The organism is Enterococcus sp. DIV1096b, from assembly GCF_050498765.1.
In the GTDB taxonomy this organism is placed as follows: Bacteria; Bacillota; Bacilli; order Lactobacillales; family Enterococcaceae; genus Enterococcus_D; species Enterococcus_D entomosocium.
Genome location: NZ_JBMHEK010000001.1, coordinates 2,018,377 through 2,034,894, shown reverse-complemented (window position 1 = coordinate 2,034,894; position 16,518 = coordinate 2,018,377). Strand labels below are relative to the sequence as shown.

Sequence of the window (16,518 nt, the reverse complement as noted above, 5' to 3'; positions counted from 1 at the left end):
TTATATAATAAAAAACATTTTGACCCATTACTTTTCAAGGGATCGAACGATTCTTCGGCTTTAATGATTGGGGATTTGATGATGCTTATAATGATACAAAGATTCTCATCATACAGACCGATTCATTTTTCCATTGAAAATACGCTGAAACGATAGGTGCAATAAAATAGCCTGACAGATCACAAAATGATTTGTCAGGCGAATGTTTATTTGCGGGTCAATTTTACCACCACTTCGCAGCGTGCGGTTTGTGGAAACATATCTACTGATTGCAGATATTCTACGTGAAACACTTTGGCTAATTGGACTAAGTCTCTTGCTAAAGTAGAAACATTACAAGATATATAGACCATCTTCTTCGGTGGTTGTTTCAGCAAAGCTTGCAATAATCGTTCATCCAAGCCTGTCCTTGGCGGATCAACAATGATGCTATCAGGTTTGAAGCCTTCATTGAACCATTTTGGTAAGAGCTCCTCAGCAGTTCCCGTTTCATAATGGGTATTTTGGGCACCAATACGGTGGGCATTTTCTTGGGCATTTTCGATCGCTTGAGGAATAATGTCCATGCCGCGGACTTCTTTGGCATAAGGTGCCACACTCAACCCAATCGTCCCCACACCACAGTAAGCATCAACAACTGTTTCATTTTTGCTCAAGTCAAGGGCTTTTAACCCTTCTTGATACAAGACGCTGGTTTGCTGCGGATTCAGCTGGAAGAATGCGCGGGCGGACAAATCGAAGGTAAGTTCATTCAACCGTTCTTCGATTGCTTCTTTGCCCCAAAGATGAATCGTTTCCTCTCCCATGACGACGGACGTTTTTTTGTTTTGCACATTTTGCATGATGGAAACGACTTGCGGCAAGCGCTGATTGATCTCGCGAATCAGCGCATTTTTTTGCGGCAGTTTGACAGAATTGGTAATGAAAACAACTTGGACTTCGCCAGTGGCGATCCCGATGCGAACCATCAATGTTCGTAAAATCCCGCTATTTTTTCGTTCATCGTAAATCGGGATCTGGTATTTGTTCAACAATTGGACGATGCCGTTGATCACTTTTTGCGTATCTTGTTCTTGTACGAGGCAATCATCAATGGCGACTAAGCGATGAGACTCCATTTCGTATAAACCCGCTTCGATTCGTTTGGTTTGACTGTTGTAACGCAATTGAAATTGTGCTTTGTTGCGGTAATGCCAAGGAACATCCATGCCTAAAGTATCCCTTAGTTCAAACTGTTGGTAACCTTTTGGCTTAAATTTTTCAAGTGCTTGTTTCAATAGGTCTTTTTTGAAGTCTAATTGTTTGTCGTAGACTAAGTGCTGCAATTGGCAGCCGCCGCACCGGTCGTAAAACTTGCAGGGTGGTTGGATGCGATCGCTGCTTGGCTTGATGATTTTGGTCATCTTAGCTTCAGCAAAGCGGGGAGAGGCTTTGGTGACTTCGGCAATGACCTGTTCCCCCGGTAGAACACGGGGAACAAAGATGATCAGCTTTTTGTAATACCCGATGCCTTCTCCGTTGATCCCCAAGCGTTTGATCGTTAGTTGTAGTTTTTGTCCAAGCTGGACTTGTGTATTTGCCATGTGAACTCCTTAAATAAAATAGTCAGTTCATTTTACCACATTTTTTCAGCTTGATTAGAAGGAATTTCATCGTAGTTGTGGTAAAATAGAATGTACGTTCGCGAGGTGAAGAAGATGAATACAATTATTCGTATCAATAAAGGAAAAGGACCATTTTATGAAGTGGCGACATCAGAAGGTGAAACGCTGCGGGTCTCAGAAGATCTTTTGGTCCGTTTTCGGCTATTAAAAGGCAAGGAACTGAGTGAAGAAGAATTAAAAGAAATCAAAAAAAGTGCGGGGTTTGATTTAGGATTGCAGCAAGCCATGAACTATATCAGCTATCAGCTGCGTTCTGAAATGGAAGTCCGTACCTATTTGAAAGACAAAGAAATCGAAAAACAAGACCGAGACTTAGTCGTTGAACGTCTGAAAGAGTTGAATTTGATCGATGACAAAAACTACGGAGAAAGCTACATTCGCACCCAAGTCCGCATGAGTGATAAAGGACCCGTGGTCATCAGTCAGCAATTGAGAAAAAAAGGATTAAAAGATCCCGTGATTCAGGAAGTATTGCCTTTGTATACCGAGGAAATGCAGTTTGAAGTCGGGTATCATACGGCTGAAAAAGCGATGCGTCGTTTTCACAACAAAAGCCATAAAGAAATGATCCAAAAGATAAAAATGCATTTGATGCAAAAAGGTTTTCATCAAGGAGTCATTCAGATGATTTTGGATGAATTACCGATGGAAAAAGATGAGGACCAAGAAAATGAAGCGCTCCAAAGAGAAGGGGCCCGACTTATGCGGCGGCATCAGCGGTTACCATTGATGAAACGAAAAATGAAAATCAAGCAAGGCCTTTATCAAAAAGGGTTTGCCATCGATGATATACAACGATTCTTAGATGAGGAAGTAATGGATGAGTAAGCAATGGGAAACTTGGGATGAAGAAAAAATCAAGACGTTCCAAGAAACATTTTTAACTTGGTATCATAAAGAAAAACGCAATCTGCCTTGGCGGGCGACCAACGATCCGTATGCAATCTGGATCTCAGAGATCATGCTTCAACAAACACGAGTGGAAACAGTGATTGGCTATTTCTATCGTTTTATGGAACAATTCCCGACGATCCAAGACTTGGCGGCAGCCGAAGAACAAAAGCTTTTAAAGGTTTGGGAAGGTTTAGGTTATTACTCTCGTGCCCGTAACCTTAAGGCTGCTGCACAGCAAATCGTTGCCGAATTCGACGGAGAAATGCCCCAATCAATTGAAGAGATTCGCTCATTAAAAGGAATTGGTCCCTACACAGCTGGAGCCATTGGCAGTATTGCTTTTGGCTTGCCAGAACCGGCAATCGATGGAAATGTGATGCGGGTCGTCAGTCGGTTATTTTGTATCGAAGCAGATATTGCGAAAGCCAGCAGCCGAAGACCATTTGACGAGGCGATGAGAACAATCATTTCCCCCGATGAACCTGGTGAGTTTAATCAAGCCTTGATGGATCTTGGCTCACGAATCTGTACACCCACTACCCCGAAATGTGAAGAGTGTCCCATCAGTCAGTATTGTCTTGCTTATGCGGAGAATCGACAAACAGACTTTCCAGTGAAATCGAAAAAAGCAAAGCCAAAAGATGTCTATTACATCGCAGGCGCCATCGAAGATCAAGGCTCGTTTTTACTCGTGCAGCGACCTGAAACAGGCTTATTAGCTTCTATGTGGCATTTTCCTTTGGTAGAAGTGACGAAAGAACAGTACGAGGCTCTGCAGCGAACATGGGCAAAAGAGGAGCAGCTGCAGTTGGATTTGATTGCCGAAGATGATGCGCTCGAAATTTTTCCTGATCTGCCTGTCGTTTGGCAAAAACGACATTTTGGCGAGATCACTCATATCTTTAGTCATTTGAAATGGCACGTCCTTTTATTTTACGGCAGAAAACGTGGAGAGCTCACGTTACAAGACAGCGAATGGGCAGCAAAAGAATCCTTTCAAAACTATGTTTTCCCAAAACCCCAGCAGAAATTGGTAGATCAATTAAAGAAATATCAGAAACTCGATAAAGATTTCTAGGCAAAGCTTTCTTTTATTGCTATAATATTAACGATGTCGGTGTAATGAACACCCAAACAAAACGCAAGTTTTCTTGCTGAGGGAAGGGTTGCTATGCGAGTTCCAAAAGAAGGAGAGTTTGTCAGCATTCAAAGCTACAAACATGACGGCAATTTGCATCGAACGTGGCGGGATACGATGGTCTTAAAGACCAGTGAATTCTCAGTGATAGGGGTCAACGATCATACATTAGTGACCGAATCAGATGGAAGACGCTGGGTTACCCGTGAACCAGCAATTGTATATTTTCATAAAAAATACTGGTTTAATGTTATTGCAATGATTCGAGAAAAGGGGGTTTCCTATTATTGTAATCTTGCTTCACCGTATTTACTTGATGAAGAGGCATTGAAATATATCGATTATGACCTTGATATCAAAGTATTTCCTGATGGCGAGAAACGTTTACTAGATGTGGATGAGTATGAATTGCACAGTAAGATTATGCAATATCCGCAAGACATTGATTTTATCTTGAAAGAAAATGTCAAAATTTTAGTAGATTGGATCAATAATGGCAAAGGACCCTTTTCGCAAGGGTATGTGGACATTTGGTATGATCGCTACAAGCAGTTGTCTCAAAAATAAGTAAAATGGGTCGAATCGCTCATTTTCCCTAAGAAACTTCAACCAAGTTGGTTGGAGTTTTTTTGTGTTTCTATTGGATTGCTTCAATCAGCAGGTTTTAAGTTCTGTTTAAGCTGACAGTCCCATGATAGAGAGACCAAGAAAATTAGTGGGGGAAGCACATGAAGAAAAAAGGGAAGCTTGTTATCGGGACCACCATGATTCTGCTTTTTGCAGCGGGGTTTGCTGTGTTGAGAAACGACCAATCCGCTCGTGAGGAGAGTCAAGAAAGTACTTCTCAAACTGAGCTTAACGCTCAAACTGAAGAGACCGCTCAGACTGCCAGTATGGTTCAAATTTATGTAGATCCCTCAGAATACGATGCAGCGATTGAAAGTGAGAACGATTATGTACCGATTTATCAGTCAACAAGTCAAGAGACAGTCATTGGGAAAATCCATCGGGGAAGTTGGGCAACCTTCATCAGTCAAACAGAAGACATGGTTGAAATTCAAACAGACGATGGGTTAACTGGTTATATTGAAAAGCAATCAGCATCGATTCAAGAAGTCGCGCTTTCGGCAATCCCAAAAGATCTATCGAACTTCAAAGTCGTCCTTGATGCAGGTCACGGCGGCGAAGATTCTGGGGCACTGTCAACGGATCAAATGATCATGGAAAAAGACTTGACGCTAGCAACGGTCCAAACGATCGGCGAAGTGTTGACAGAAGCAGGTATTCAAGTCAGTTATACACGCACTGAAGATCGTTATCTCTCGCTGTCTGATATCACCGCTGCTTCGCTTTCAGAAGAACCAGATTTATTTATTAGCATTCATTACGATAATTCAGAAATACCAAACAGCAATCAAGGACTGACAACTTACTATTACTATACTGGGTCAAAAGAGATGGCAGAAACGATCACTGCCAATTTGAGTTCTTCGGTGGCATTGATTTCCAACGGCACTCGTTTTGGTAACTATTATGTGTTGCGAGAACAATATCTTCCAGCAGTATTATTGGAGTTAGGCTATTTGAACAGTGACAATGATTTGGCAATGATTACAAGTGAAGGGTATGATCAAAGGGTGGCGCAAGCGTTGCTGACAGCGATTGAAGAGATCGTTGAAGCAGAGGAATAAAAAAACGGCGACTACAAAACAGAGGAAGGATCTGTTTTGTGGTCGCTATTTTAAGGAATCACTTCTCGTTAAAGATTTTGCTCATTTTGATATGGGGCATATCTGCGTCTAAAAAAACATCGCCTTGAGGCTGATAGCCTAACTTCAAGTAAAACTCTTTGGCGGTTATTTGTGCCCCTAAAGTGACTTTTTTGATTCCTTGTTTTTGAATGAAGGCTTCCGCACCTTCGATCAGTTGTCTGCCATAACCTGAACCTCGATGAGCAGCGGGGACCGCCATTCGCTGCAACTTCACTTCATGATCAGAGATAGGTAAGAAACGCAAGGTTGCGACTGCTTCATTATCGTCGTCATATAAGACAAAGTGGACTGCCAATGCTTCATTTTCATCTACTTCCAATGCTAATGGAACACCTTGCTCTTTCACGAATACTTGATTTCGTATTTTCAATGACGCCAAATAAATGTCACTCAGCGTATCTTTTGTTTGTGCAATATGCATAAAAAATTCACCTCAGCTAAGATTTCTCCGTTATTTTTAATAGTATACCACTTTCTTTACAAATTTTTTTTGTTTGCGGCTAAAGTCGCAAGCTTTTTTTTTCAAAATCATCTATAATGTTATAAAAAAGGGAGGGAATCTTTTGTTCGACAAATTCAAACAATCAAAACTGTTCTTTTGGTCATTGGAAGCATTGGTTTTAGTGACACTCGTGTTTGTGTTAAGTAAAGTCAATTTTCTATTTGCACCGATTGGCACGTTTTTTTCTACTTTATTTGCACCAGTATTGATTGCTGGCTTTCTGTATTACCTGCTAAATCCAATCGTCTTATTTTTGATGAAAACCACAAAAATAAAACGACTGTTTGCTGTCATATTGGTTCTGTTGTTATTAGTAGCAGCAATCATCTTGATTTTCGTCAGCGTTATTCCTAATCTAGTGAGTCAGATTACTTCACTGGCGGAAAATATTCCAACATTTGCCAAAAATATGGAAAGCTGGATCTCAAGAATCGCAGATGATCCATTTTTCAAACAAATCGATATCGCGCAGCAGTTAGAAAACCTAAATCTTTCTTATGGTTCTTTGCTGCAGCAGTTTCTTAGTGGGTTATCCACTAGCTTAGGATCGATCGTCAGTACGATTGCTTCCGCGACGATGATCATCGTTACAGTACCATTCATCCTTTTTTACATGTTGAAGGATGGAGAAAAGCTAGTTCCTAATCTGAAAACTGTCTTTCCAGAAAGAAGACGAGATCAGATTGTTGGGTTGCTAGGTGACTTAAACAAGACATTATCCAATTACATTAGTGGGCAAGCGATCGAATGTATTTTTGTCGCTACCTTCACGTTTATTGGTTACTGGATGATCGGCGTTAACTATGCCTTTCTTTTTGGGGTAATTGCAGGCGTCACAAACTTGATCCCTTATTTAGGCCCATATCTTGGTTTGATTCCGGCGGTGTTAGTGACGGTCTTTGATGAACCATTTCGCGCATTATTATGCTGTATCGTGGTTCTGGTCGTCCAACAATTAGACGGAAATGTTATTTACCCGAATGTAATCGGAAAATCATTGGCGATCCATCCGTTAACGATCATTTTGGTCTTATTAGTTGCTGGAAATCTAGCTGGCTTGCTGGGGATTTTCCTAGGTGTGCCATTTTATGCGATTTGCCGAACGATCGTCGTCTTTATTGTTCGCCTGATCAAAGACGACAAAATCAAGAAAAATCAGGAACGGTTGATCGAATAATCAATGACTGGTGTTTTTTATTGCAAAGAAAAAAACTTTGTGATAGGATTTTATCGTGGGCTAAGCCCACGATTTTTTTTAGAAAATGAAAAAATAAGGAGAGAATGCTATTATGAATGCTGACCCCGAGAGTCAGTCGCTTCTAGCGCAAATTTTATTATTGATCGTTTTGACATTGATCAACGCTTTTCTAGCGGCCTCTGAGATCGCAGTTGTCTCAGTTAACAAAAACCGTGTGGAGCAAAAAGCGGAAGAAGGAAATGTCAAATCACAAAAATTATTGAAAATCATTGATAATCCAACAAATTTCTTGTCAACGATCCAAGTTGGGATTACCTTGGTGAATATTTTATCTGGGGCATCTCTGGCAGATACCTTGTCGACCCGTTTGGCACCTTTATTAGGTGGAGGGACGGCGGCTAAAAGCTTAGCGAACATTATTGTTTTAGCGATCTTGACGTATGTGTCGATCGTTTTCGGTGAGTTGTATCCAAAACGGATCGCCATGAACAAATCAGAAGAAGTTGCCCAGTTCACTTCTGGTGTCATTCGAACGATCGGGATTATTGCAAAACCTTTCGTCTGGTTCTTATCTGCTTCGACAAGTTTATTGGCGCGCATCACTCCAATGGAATTTGACGATGAAGACACGAAGATGACCCGTGATGAAATGCGGTATATGTTGGAAACAGAAGGGGTCTTTGAAGAAGATGAATTAGAGATGCTGCAAGGGATCTTTTCATTAGACACGAAAGTCGCCCGGGAAGTCATGGTTCCTAGAACCTCAGCCTTTATGGTGGACATCAATGACTCAGTAGAAGAAATTTTGACTGAAATTTTAGCAGAAAATTATTCTCGTATTCCTGTATATAATGAAGATAAAGACAAAGTCGTAGGGATTTTACATACCAAAAATCTTTTGAAATGTGCGTACAAATACGGCTTTGATACGATGGACATCAAACAAATCCTGCAGGAACCATTGTTTGTGCCAGAAACGGTCTTTATCGATGATTTGCTTTATGAATTAAAGAAAACCCAAAACCAAATGGCGATTTTACTTGATGAATATGGCGGCGTCGTTGGGTTGGTTACACTAGAAGACTTGCTAGAAGAAATCGTCGGCGAGATCGATGATGAATCAGATGAAGTCGAAGAGCTTTATGAAAAAATCTCTGATAAAGAATATGTCATCCAAGGACGCATGTTGATCGATGATTTTAATGAAGCCTTCAACATGAGCTTGCATATGAGTGATGTGGATACGATGGCAGGATATTTGATCACTGCTTTAGGATTAATCCCCGATGAAGGAGAAAAACTATCCTTCGAAGTGGACAATGTGAAGCTGATCTCTGAAGAAATGGAAGGATCACGCGTCTTGAAGATCCGGGTGATTTTCCACGACCCAGAAGAAGGGGAAGTGGAACCAGAGGAAGAGCGGCGCTATTTCCGTAAAGATTTTGAGGAAGATGAGCCTCGCCGTTAAAGTTCCGTATAAATGAAATGAGAAAGACCAAGGCAGTTGCTTTGGTCTTTTTTGTCCGTTTTTTTACGTATTCCCCTTGATTTGTATGGAAGAAACGGTTACGATAAATTTATTGAATAATACAGTTTAAAAACAGATAAAAAAACACATGTATCTTATCGTTAAGCAGTTTGATTGCAATTTTCCGTAAGAAAAGCGAGAATATCCATAGAAATATAATGAGAATGAGGGGCTTGAAATGAAATTTTACCGTATGCTTAGTGAAGATATCCGTTACAATTTGGCGACTGAAGAGTATTTGATGAATAACGTAGATGTTTCGGAGCCTTGTCTTCTGTTATACATACAAAAACCATGTGTTATAATCGGCAGAAATCAAAATGCGTATCAAGAGATTGATTTTGACTATCTAAGAAGCCGTAAGATCGTTTTGACTCGCAGAACGTCTGGTGGTGGAGCGGTTTATGACGATCTAGGCAATATGAGTTTTAGTTTTGTCACCAAAAAAGATGCCACGAGCTTTGGTGACTATCAAAGTGCAACACAACCTATCATGAAAGGCTTAGCGGCAATGGGAGCCAAGGATGTTGAAGTACATGGCCGTAATGATCTGTTCATTGATGGGAAAAAGTTTTCTGGCAATGCGATGTATACAAAAAAAGGCCGGACGTATTCCCATGGCACATTGATGTATGATGTGGATCTAGAAGAATTGACGAAAGTTCTACATGTTGCCCAAGAAAAAATTGCTTCTAAAGCCACGAAATCAGTTCGGAAAAGTGTGACGAATATCAAGCCCTTTTTGGCAGAGCAATACCAATCAATGGATACCAAGGAATTTCGAGATACACTCCTTTGCCGAATCTATGAAGTAGAATCGATTGATGAAATCAGTGAGCAAGAGATCGTCTTAACGGAAACCGATCGACAAGCGATCCAAACACTGTTTGAAGAACGATATGCCAATAATGAGTGGATTTTTAATGAAGCGCCTGCTTTCGAATGGCAAAAAAGAAAGCGGTTTGAGCAGGTTGGGATTGTTGAAGTCGATTTTACTGTCAACAAAGGCAAGATTGCAGCGATTCAAATTACCGGTGATTTTTTTGGACAAAAAGAGATCAGTGAACTTGAAGCGATGTTGCAAGGTATTGATTTTGAAAAAAGCACCATTAGCCGCTTGCTAGAGGGAATCGCCATCGATCAGTTTATCCATCAGATGACCGCTTCTGAATTTTTAGCATTGCTGTTTGATTAGGAGGAAAAAGATGTTAGAAGCGATCAATCTCACAAAGCGTTACGATCGAAAGGTTCTCGATGGTTTGTCTTTTTCTGTTCAGGCAGGAGAAATCGTTGGGGTCGTCGGCAAAAGCGGCTCAGGAAAATCGACGTTGTTGCGGCTTTTAAACTTGATTGAAACCCCAGACAGCGGGGAATTACTTTTTGATGGCAAAAAAATCGATACATCGAATAAAAAGCATCTGCTACGTGCACAACAAGAAATCGGCATGATTTTTCAAAATTACAATCTGTTACACAATCGAACCGTTTTCGAAAATGTCTATTTGCCCTTGAAGTTAATGGGAAAGTCAGCAGATATGGTACTTGAGATGCTTTCGTTTGTTGGCATGGAAGATAAGGCCCACATCTATCCGGCCAAGTTAAGCGGCGGAGAGAAACAACGAGTGGCTATTGCACGGGCTTTGATCCGTGAGCCAAAAATCTTGCTGTGTGACGAGCCCACTAGTGCGCTGGACGAAGATACGAAAGCCGATGTTCTTGCTTTGCTGCAAAAAGTTCAACAGACGTTTCAACCAGCTGTCGTCTTTGTCAGTCATGAGCTATCGGCCGTCCGACAAATTTGTCAACGTGTGTTTGTATTGGAGGATGCCGTCTTTGAGGCGGAGTTTGCCAATCAGCCACAACCAATCGTCCGCATTGAAAGCTCTTATGTGAACAAAGTGGAGAGGAGTCTGCTGCATGACGATCAGTGAGAGTATTTTGTATTATCTGCCTGAATTGCTGCAATCTTTGAAAGAAACAGCGATCATGATGGGCATTTCGATGCTCGCAGCCATTGTCTTAGGTCTACCGTTAGGTGTCTGGCTTTTTCTCAGTCGCAGCCGAGGGAAAAAAATCTCATTTCTTTATGAGTGTTTGAATCTCGTCGTGACGATCATCCGCTCGTTTCCTTTTTTATTATTTGTTGTAGCTTTGATCCCGTTGACTCGGATGCTTTTAGGCAGCTCATTTGGACCGATTCCCGCCAGTTTTCCTTTGAGCATCGTTGCAATGAGTATTTTTGCTCGTTTGACGGAGCAAGTGCTGTTGGATGTTCCAGAAGAAGTTTCTTATTTGGCGAAATCTCTTGGTGTCAGTCAATGGCAGTATGTTTGGTCGTTTTTACTAGTGGAAGCTAGAAGCGGCTTGATTTTATCTTTAACGACGACAGCAGTCAGCATGGTTTCTTATTCGACGGTGATGGGGATCGTTGGTGGCGGCGGTATCGGCGATTTTGCGATCCGTTATGGGTACCAGCGTTATGAGTATGGCGTGATGTATTTTGCAATTATCATCATGATTCTTTTGGTCTTTATCCTGCAAGGGATTGGCAATCAAGCAGCAAGAAAACTTGATAAACGAAAATAGGAGGAATGAAAGTGAAAAAAGGATTTGTTTTAGGATTGAGTGTATTGGCATTAGGTGTATTGGGGGCTTGCGGTACAGGTTCTGATGAAGTGAGCGAAGAGAAAATCATCAAGGTCGCTTCGCAAACGACGCCAATGACCGATGTCGTAAAGGTTGCAGCTGAAGCAGTGGAAGATGGCTGGGAAATCCAATTGGTCCAAGTCAATGACAATATCCAGTACAATGAGTTGCTGAATAATGACGAGGTTGATGCTAACTTTGCGCAACATGAACCATATATGCAAATGTATAATGAAGAAAAAGATGCAAACCTAGTGGCACTAGATAAAATCTACAACGCAAAAGTCGGTTTTTATTCCAAAGAGTATACGGATATCAATGATATTCCAGAAGGAACGAAAGTCGCATTGCCAAATGATGTGTCCAATGAAGGTCGAGCGTTAGCGATTTTAGCAGAAGAAGGATTGATTACCCTTAAAGAAGGCGTTGGTGTCAATGGGACATTAAAAGACATTACCGAAAATCCGAAAAATTTTGAGTGGTTATCTGTCGATTTACTGAATCTTGCGGAAGCCTATGATGAACCAAACGTATCTTTGGTATATAATTACCCAACCTATATCGCGAAAATCGGTTTGAAACCAGCAGATGCCCTTTTCTTAGAAAAAACCATCGATGATCGCTTTGCTATCTCATTGGTTGCTCGAGAAGACAATCAAGATTCTGAAAAAATCGCTGTATTGCGCCGTGCCATGACTAGCGATAAAGTTCGTGAGTTTTTAGAAAACGAGCATAGCGATACCTTATTGCCAGCATTTTAATTTATTTCTATCAAAATGGAAGGAGCGCCCTTTGCCTAACTCTCTAAAAGAGAGTAGTCAAAGGGGTTTCTTGTCTTTTTTTGCTTTTTTATCACCCTTATCCATGATATACTGATTTGGTCAGAAAACTAGCGACAGTCTAAAATAGACACTGTTCGCATTGTAAATACAAGAAATGGAGCAATAGAATCAATGGATAATCCAAAATTAAAACAACAAGTCGATAGTCGCCGTACCTTTGCGATTATTTCCCATCCGGATGCGGGGAAAACAACCATTACAGAACAATTATTATTATTCGGTGGCGCGATTCGCCAAGCTGGTACGGTCAAAGGGAAAAAGACTGGTAATTTCGCAAAGTCCGACTGGATGGAAATCGAAAAACAACGGGGGATCTCCGTTACCAGTTCCGTTATGCAGTTTGATTACCAAGGCAAACGGGTCAATATTTTAGATACCCCTGGGCATGAGGACTTTTCTGAAGATACCTACCGTACCTTGATGGCGGTGGATAGTGCTGTCATGGTGATCGATAGCGCAAAAGGGATCGAAGCACAAACGAAAAAACTCTTCCAGGTCGTTAAAAAACGTGGTATTCCGATTTTTACTTTTATCAATAAACTCGATCGTGATGGCCGCGAACCATTAGAATTATTAGAAGAACTAGAAGATCTTTTAGAGATCGAATCATTTCCAATGAATTGGCCGATCGGCATGGGGAAAGGCTTGGAAGGACTGTATGATATCCACAACCAACGGGTCGAATTTTACCGTCCTGACAATCACGGTGGGGAACGTTTAGTTGCCCTAGATGAAAATGGTCAATTCCCAGCAGATCATCCATTTGCCGAAGATGGGCTGTTCCAACAAGTTTTAGAAGAAGTGGAATTGCTGCAAGAAGCTGGCGACGCCTTTGATACAGAAAAAATCGCTCGGGGCGATCAAACCCCTGTATTCTTTGGTTCTGCTCTCACAAATTTTGGCGTACAGACCTTTTTAGAAACCTTCTTGACTTTTGCACCAGCACCTTACGGACATAAAACACTAGCTGGTGAGGAAGTCAGTCCTTATGAACCAGAAATGTCTGGGTTTGTATTCAAGATCCAAGCAAACATGAATCCTGCCCATCGTGACCGGATCGCCTTTGTCCGCATTTGTTCAGGAACCTTTGAACGAGGCATGGACGTTACTTTAGAACGTACTGGCAAAAAAATGAAACTCAGCAATGTGACTCAATTTATGGCTGATACCCGTGAAAATATTGAAGAAGCTGTCGCCGGAGATATTATTGGTGTCTATGACACGGGGAATTATCAAATCGGTGACACGATCTATGAAGGAAAACTAAAAGTTGCTTACGAAGAGCTGCCATCGTTTACTCCGGAACTCTTTATGAAAGTTACTGCGAAAAATGTGATGAAGCAAAAATCTTTCCATAAAGGAATCTATCAGTTGGTCCAAGAAGGGGCTATCCAGTTGTACAAGACGTATCTTAGTGATGAGTATATCATCGGTGCTGTCGGGCAACTGCAATTTGAAGTTTTCCAATATCGCATGATGAATGAGTACAATGCGGAAGTCATCATGACCCCAATGGGCCACAAGATCGCCCGTTGGATAGATCCGAAAGACTTGGATGAGCGTATGAGCTCCAGTCGTAACATTTTAGCGAAAGACCGTTTCGACCAGCCATTGTTCTTGTTTGAGAATCAATTTGCGATGCGTTGGTTCGCAGATAAGTACCCAGATGTCGAATTGAAGAGTTTGATGTAAGAGCCGTTTCCCGCGAGCCTGTCTAGGTATGCGCAACTCTGTACGTAAGGCTGATCTTTTTGAATTGAACGATCGTAGAAAGTCCTTTCTTATCAAAATGGATAAGAAGGGGCTTTTTTTTGCTGAAAACGTGCTTTTGATACAGAAAGAAGGCTGTGTGATTGGGGCAATGGTCCAATGATCAGACAATTATCCTAATTTATAAACATTCTTTTAAAAGAAGATAAAAAGAGTTGGAAAAAGAGCGTAGTATTAAAGATGACCGCAAGGAAGTGCACTTGAAATGAATAGAAAAATATCATAGGCACATTTGGTGATTCAGGAAATTTTCACTTGTTTGAAAGTAGAGGGAAAGCAGAGAATAGATTGCCAGTGATAGAGGTCATTTAATCATTTGATCGAGGGACAAGTTCTTTTTGTCAGATGCTACTAGTGAAGACTAAACTTTCTTTATCTGAGCATGATTCGGTTATAGCCCTTAAAACTTCATTTGAAGCACTTCTAACAGATGGCTTAAGTTTTCAGTTGGTGAACCATGGCTTCATAACTCCAAAATGAATTAGTCTCATTGCTAGTCTACTAGTTATCTATAGATCGATTTTGCTAAAGCGAATGATTATTTGTTAAATAAAAGTGATTTCTGAAAGAAGAAAGGGGACCATGTAGTGCTAAAAAGCTTGTTATTTATATTTTCGGCGATATTTTTCTTTCCAACAGTAGAGGCTGCGGCTGATGAGGTTTCCGAAACGTTGATTTTTGATTTGAACACGATTGACTTTAAGGACGAACACTATTATTTGTTGAAAACCACACAAGATCTTCAGCTGACCGTCGATAGCAACGGCAGTGAAGGTGCTTTTGGCGTAGAGATCACAGCTGTCGGGAAGGCATTTTCAGCAGAACTAAACAGCGTGAACGGTTCGGAAGAGAAAATCATTCAGATTGAGGATACTGATGAAGCATCAATGATTCTTAACGTAGCTGCAACATTGAACATAAAGGAATATCTTGATTCCAACTCTGAGTACTACCTATCAGTCACTTTTACAGCAATTGATGATTCAGAGACCTTTACGAAAGATATAAAAATGAATCAGACGGATGAGGAAAAAGAAGAGATATCGGATGAGAATTTAATGACTGAAGACCAAGACGATGAAAAGCAAGAAGACAATGGCATCGAAGATGATTCTGAGAGCCAAAAGGAAGAAGCAGAATCTATTTACGACGAGCAAGCAAACTTGGAAGAAGACTCGCTTGATAAGGATTCTACCAAACTAGAAGATTCAATCAGTGATGTTGAGGATGAGGCTGGTACTGAGTTTTTTTTAGGGAAGAAAAGCCAATGTGAGACAGCAACATTTTTTTCAAAAGAAGTGATCATTGAAAAAAATATGTTTAGATTTATATTAGGAAAAACCGCTTATTTGATATGAGCGGTTTTTCTTGTCTCACTTCTTCTATTTCTTCCTAAAGAGGAAACCATGGAGAGAAGATACGCAACATTTCTTTAAAAAGGAATCTCTCAATAATTGATGACCAATGGAATAAGTAGAAGCAGAACAAAAGAGAGGAACTAGGCCTCTCTTTTTCTTTTTGATTTTAAAATGTAGATGACTGCAGTTGCTAGCGCTGCAATGAGAACAAAGATGATCCAGATAAGGATTTGATTATTTGTCTGAACGTTGGCAGCGTTCGTTGGACGGTTCTCTTTTTTGAAGTTATCCAAGTCCTCTTTCTCATAAGAAAAAGTAGTGGTGATCGCTTTTCTAGTTGTTTCTATTGTTAAACGGTATTCGCCTTCAATAAGCTCACTATCGTCTATTAAAGGAATCTGCATTCTTGATTTGGTTAACGGCGTTAAAAGAACGGAATCTGCTAACTCTCCAGAGGCAATTGTTTCTCCATTTGGGTTTATTAGTTCGTAGAGCGCATTGTTTAAGTTGCCTAAAATAGGATTATAGTTGAGGGCATAAAATTGTAGGTTTACCGTGTCCTGAAGAGCAACAAATGAGAAATCTTGATAAATAATATCTTGAATATCCTCATATTTGCTAAAAATTAAGTTGATGAAAATGATAGACTCGTAGGCAGACGCAATACTAATAGAATCTTCAGCTGTTTGAACACCTAATATTTGCTTAAAATTAATTCCACCCATTACAGTACCTTCAAGCTCTATGTCGTCTGGAACATTTATGGTAATGCTGACACCAACAGATTCATTAGGGGCAATTTCTATTTGATTCTCTTCGTCTATAGCTTCTGAAGCGATAGTAACATAATTTGAAAAGTCGTATTTATCATCGAGAAGGTTCTCTGTATTCGAAGTGTACAAAATAGAGGATTCTCTTGAAATAGCAGTTGAAGCAAAGGGAGTGACCACTATTGATGAATCACCAGCTCCGATGTTTTCCAATTTAATTTCAAATGTATACTTTTTATCAACATCAGAAGGAAGAGTAATAGTATTTCTTGATGTTTCATATTCGGTATCGCTAAGCGATAGTTTTAAAGTATTCGTTGTCTCATTCGCTGTTGCAATACTTATATTTATATTTGCGATTATTGTCAATATGAGGAAGAACACAGAAACTCTTAGAAAGGAGTCTCTGTGTTTTGATATTTTATCCATAGGCTAT

The 16,518-nt window shown here is 40.5% G+C and carries 15 protein-coding genes; 12 read left to right on the top strand and 3 right to left on the bottom strand.

Going from position 1 to position 16,518, the window contains the following annotated elements; all coding sequences use genetic code 11:
• Positions 1–206: 206 nt before the first annotated feature.
• Positions 207–1,583: a 23S rRNA (uracil(1939)-C(5))-methyltransferase RlmD gene (rlmD, locus tag IGJ17_RS09710; protein WP_008378249.1), complete on the bottom strand. Its 1,377-nt coding sequence runs from the start codon at positions 1,581–1,583 to the stop codon at positions 207–209.
• Positions 1,584–1,697: 114 nt separating this feature from the next.
• On the opposite strand from rlmD, the gene recX reads away from it, so the two are divergent.
• From recX to IGJ17_RS09690, 4 genes are all read left to right on the top strand, one after another.
• A complete protein-coding gene (gene recX / locus IGJ17_RS09705) occupies positions 1,698–2,492 on the top strand; it encodes a recombination regulator RecX (protein ID WP_008378247.1) in 795 nt (264 codons plus the stop codon).
• Entirely contained in the window at positions 2,485–3,636 is a 1,152-nt protein-coding gene (gene mutY / locus IGJ17_RS09700; RefSeq protein ID WP_016610228.1) for an A/G-specific adenine glycosylase, read from the top strand. Before recX ends, mutY begins: the two co-directional genes overlap by 8 nt.
• A gap of 93 nt (positions 3,637–3,729) precedes the next feature.
• Positions 3,730–4,263, top strand: coding sequence for a nucleoside tri-diphosphate phosphatase (gene ntdP, locus IGJ17_RS09695; RefSeq protein WP_005225863.1), 534 nt, complete (start codon positions 3,730–3,732; stop codon positions 4,261–4,263).
• Positions 4,264–4,424: 161 nt separating this feature from the next.
• Positions 4,425–5,387, top strand: a complete 963-nt coding sequence (locus IGJ17_RS09690; RefSeq protein WP_429961302.1) for an N-acetylmuramoyl-L-alanine amidase family protein — start codon at positions 4,425–4,427, stop codon at positions 5,385–5,387.
• Between the two features lie 58 nt (positions 5,388–5,445).
• Here IGJ17_RS09690 and IGJ17_RS09685 read toward each other — a convergent pair whose 3' ends face one another.
• Entirely contained in the window at positions 5,446–5,889 is a 444-nt protein-coding gene (locus tag IGJ17_RS09685; RefSeq protein ID WP_016620420.1) for a GNAT family N-acetyltransferase, read from the bottom strand.
• A gap of 142 nt (positions 5,890–6,031) precedes the next feature.
• Here IGJ17_RS09685 and IGJ17_RS09680 point away from each other — a divergent pair, with 142 nt between their 5' ends.
• From IGJ17_RS09680 to IGJ17_RS09645, 8 genes are all read left to right on the top strand, one after another.
• Positions 6,032–7,147 carry an AI-2E family transporter gene (locus tag IGJ17_RS09680; RefSeq protein WP_008378242.1) on the top strand — a complete coding sequence of 372 codons (1,116 nt, stop codon included), beginning with the start codon at positions 6,032–6,034 and terminating at the stop codon, positions 7,145–7,147.
• A gap of 112 nt (positions 7,148–7,259) precedes the next feature.
• On the top strand, positions 7,260–8,636 hold the full coding sequence (locus tag IGJ17_RS09675; protein WP_005235523.1) for a hemolysin family protein: 1,377 nt from the start codon (positions 7,260–7,262) through the stop codon (positions 8,634–8,636).
• Between the two features lie 238 nt (positions 8,637–8,874).
• Complete coding sequence (locus tag IGJ17_RS09670) at positions 8,875–9,891, top strand: lipoate--protein ligase (protein ID WP_005235525.1); 1,017 nt, start codon at positions 8,875–8,877, stop codon at positions 9,889–9,891.
• A 10-nt stretch (positions 9,892–9,901) separates the two neighbouring features.
• Complete coding sequence (locus IGJ17_RS09665; RefSeq protein WP_101699142.1) at positions 9,902–10,627, top strand: methionine ABC transporter ATP-binding protein; 726 nt, start codon at positions 9,902–9,904, stop codon at positions 10,625–10,627.
• Positions 10,614–11,282, top strand: a complete 669-nt coding sequence (locus IGJ17_RS09660) for a methionine ABC transporter permease (RefSeq protein WP_086332439.1) — start codon at positions 10,614–10,616, stop codon at positions 11,280–11,282. Before IGJ17_RS09665 ends, IGJ17_RS09660 begins: the two co-directional genes overlap by 14 nt.
• Positions 11,283–11,287: 5 nt before the next feature.
• The gene (locus IGJ17_RS09655; protein ID WP_429961301.1) at positions 11,288–12,103 is read left to right on the top strand and encodes a MetQ/NlpA family ABC transporter substrate-binding protein; all 816 of its coding nucleotides are present in this window, start codon (positions 11,288–11,290) and stop codon (positions 12,101–12,103) included.
• A gap of 192 nt (positions 12,104–12,295) precedes the next feature.
• A complete protein-coding gene (locus tag IGJ17_RS09650) occupies positions 12,296–13,876 on the top strand; it encodes a peptide chain release factor 3 (protein ID WP_008378231.1) in 1,581 nt (526 codons plus the stop codon).
• Positions 13,877–14,541: 665 nt separating this feature from the next.
• A complete protein-coding gene (locus tag IGJ17_RS09645; RefSeq protein ID WP_016620417.1) occupies positions 14,542–15,312 on the top strand; it encodes a hypothetical protein in 771 nt (256 codons plus the stop codon).
• 140 nt (positions 15,313–15,452) lie between these two features.
• Here IGJ17_RS09645 and IGJ17_RS09640 read toward each other — a convergent pair whose 3' ends face one another.
• Positions 15,453–16,511: a WxL protein peptidoglycan domain-containing protein gene (locus tag IGJ17_RS09640; protein WP_429961300.1), complete on the bottom strand. Its 1,059-nt coding sequence runs from the start codon at positions 16,509–16,511 to the stop codon at positions 15,453–15,455.
• Positions 16,512–16,518: the final 7 nt, after the last annotated feature.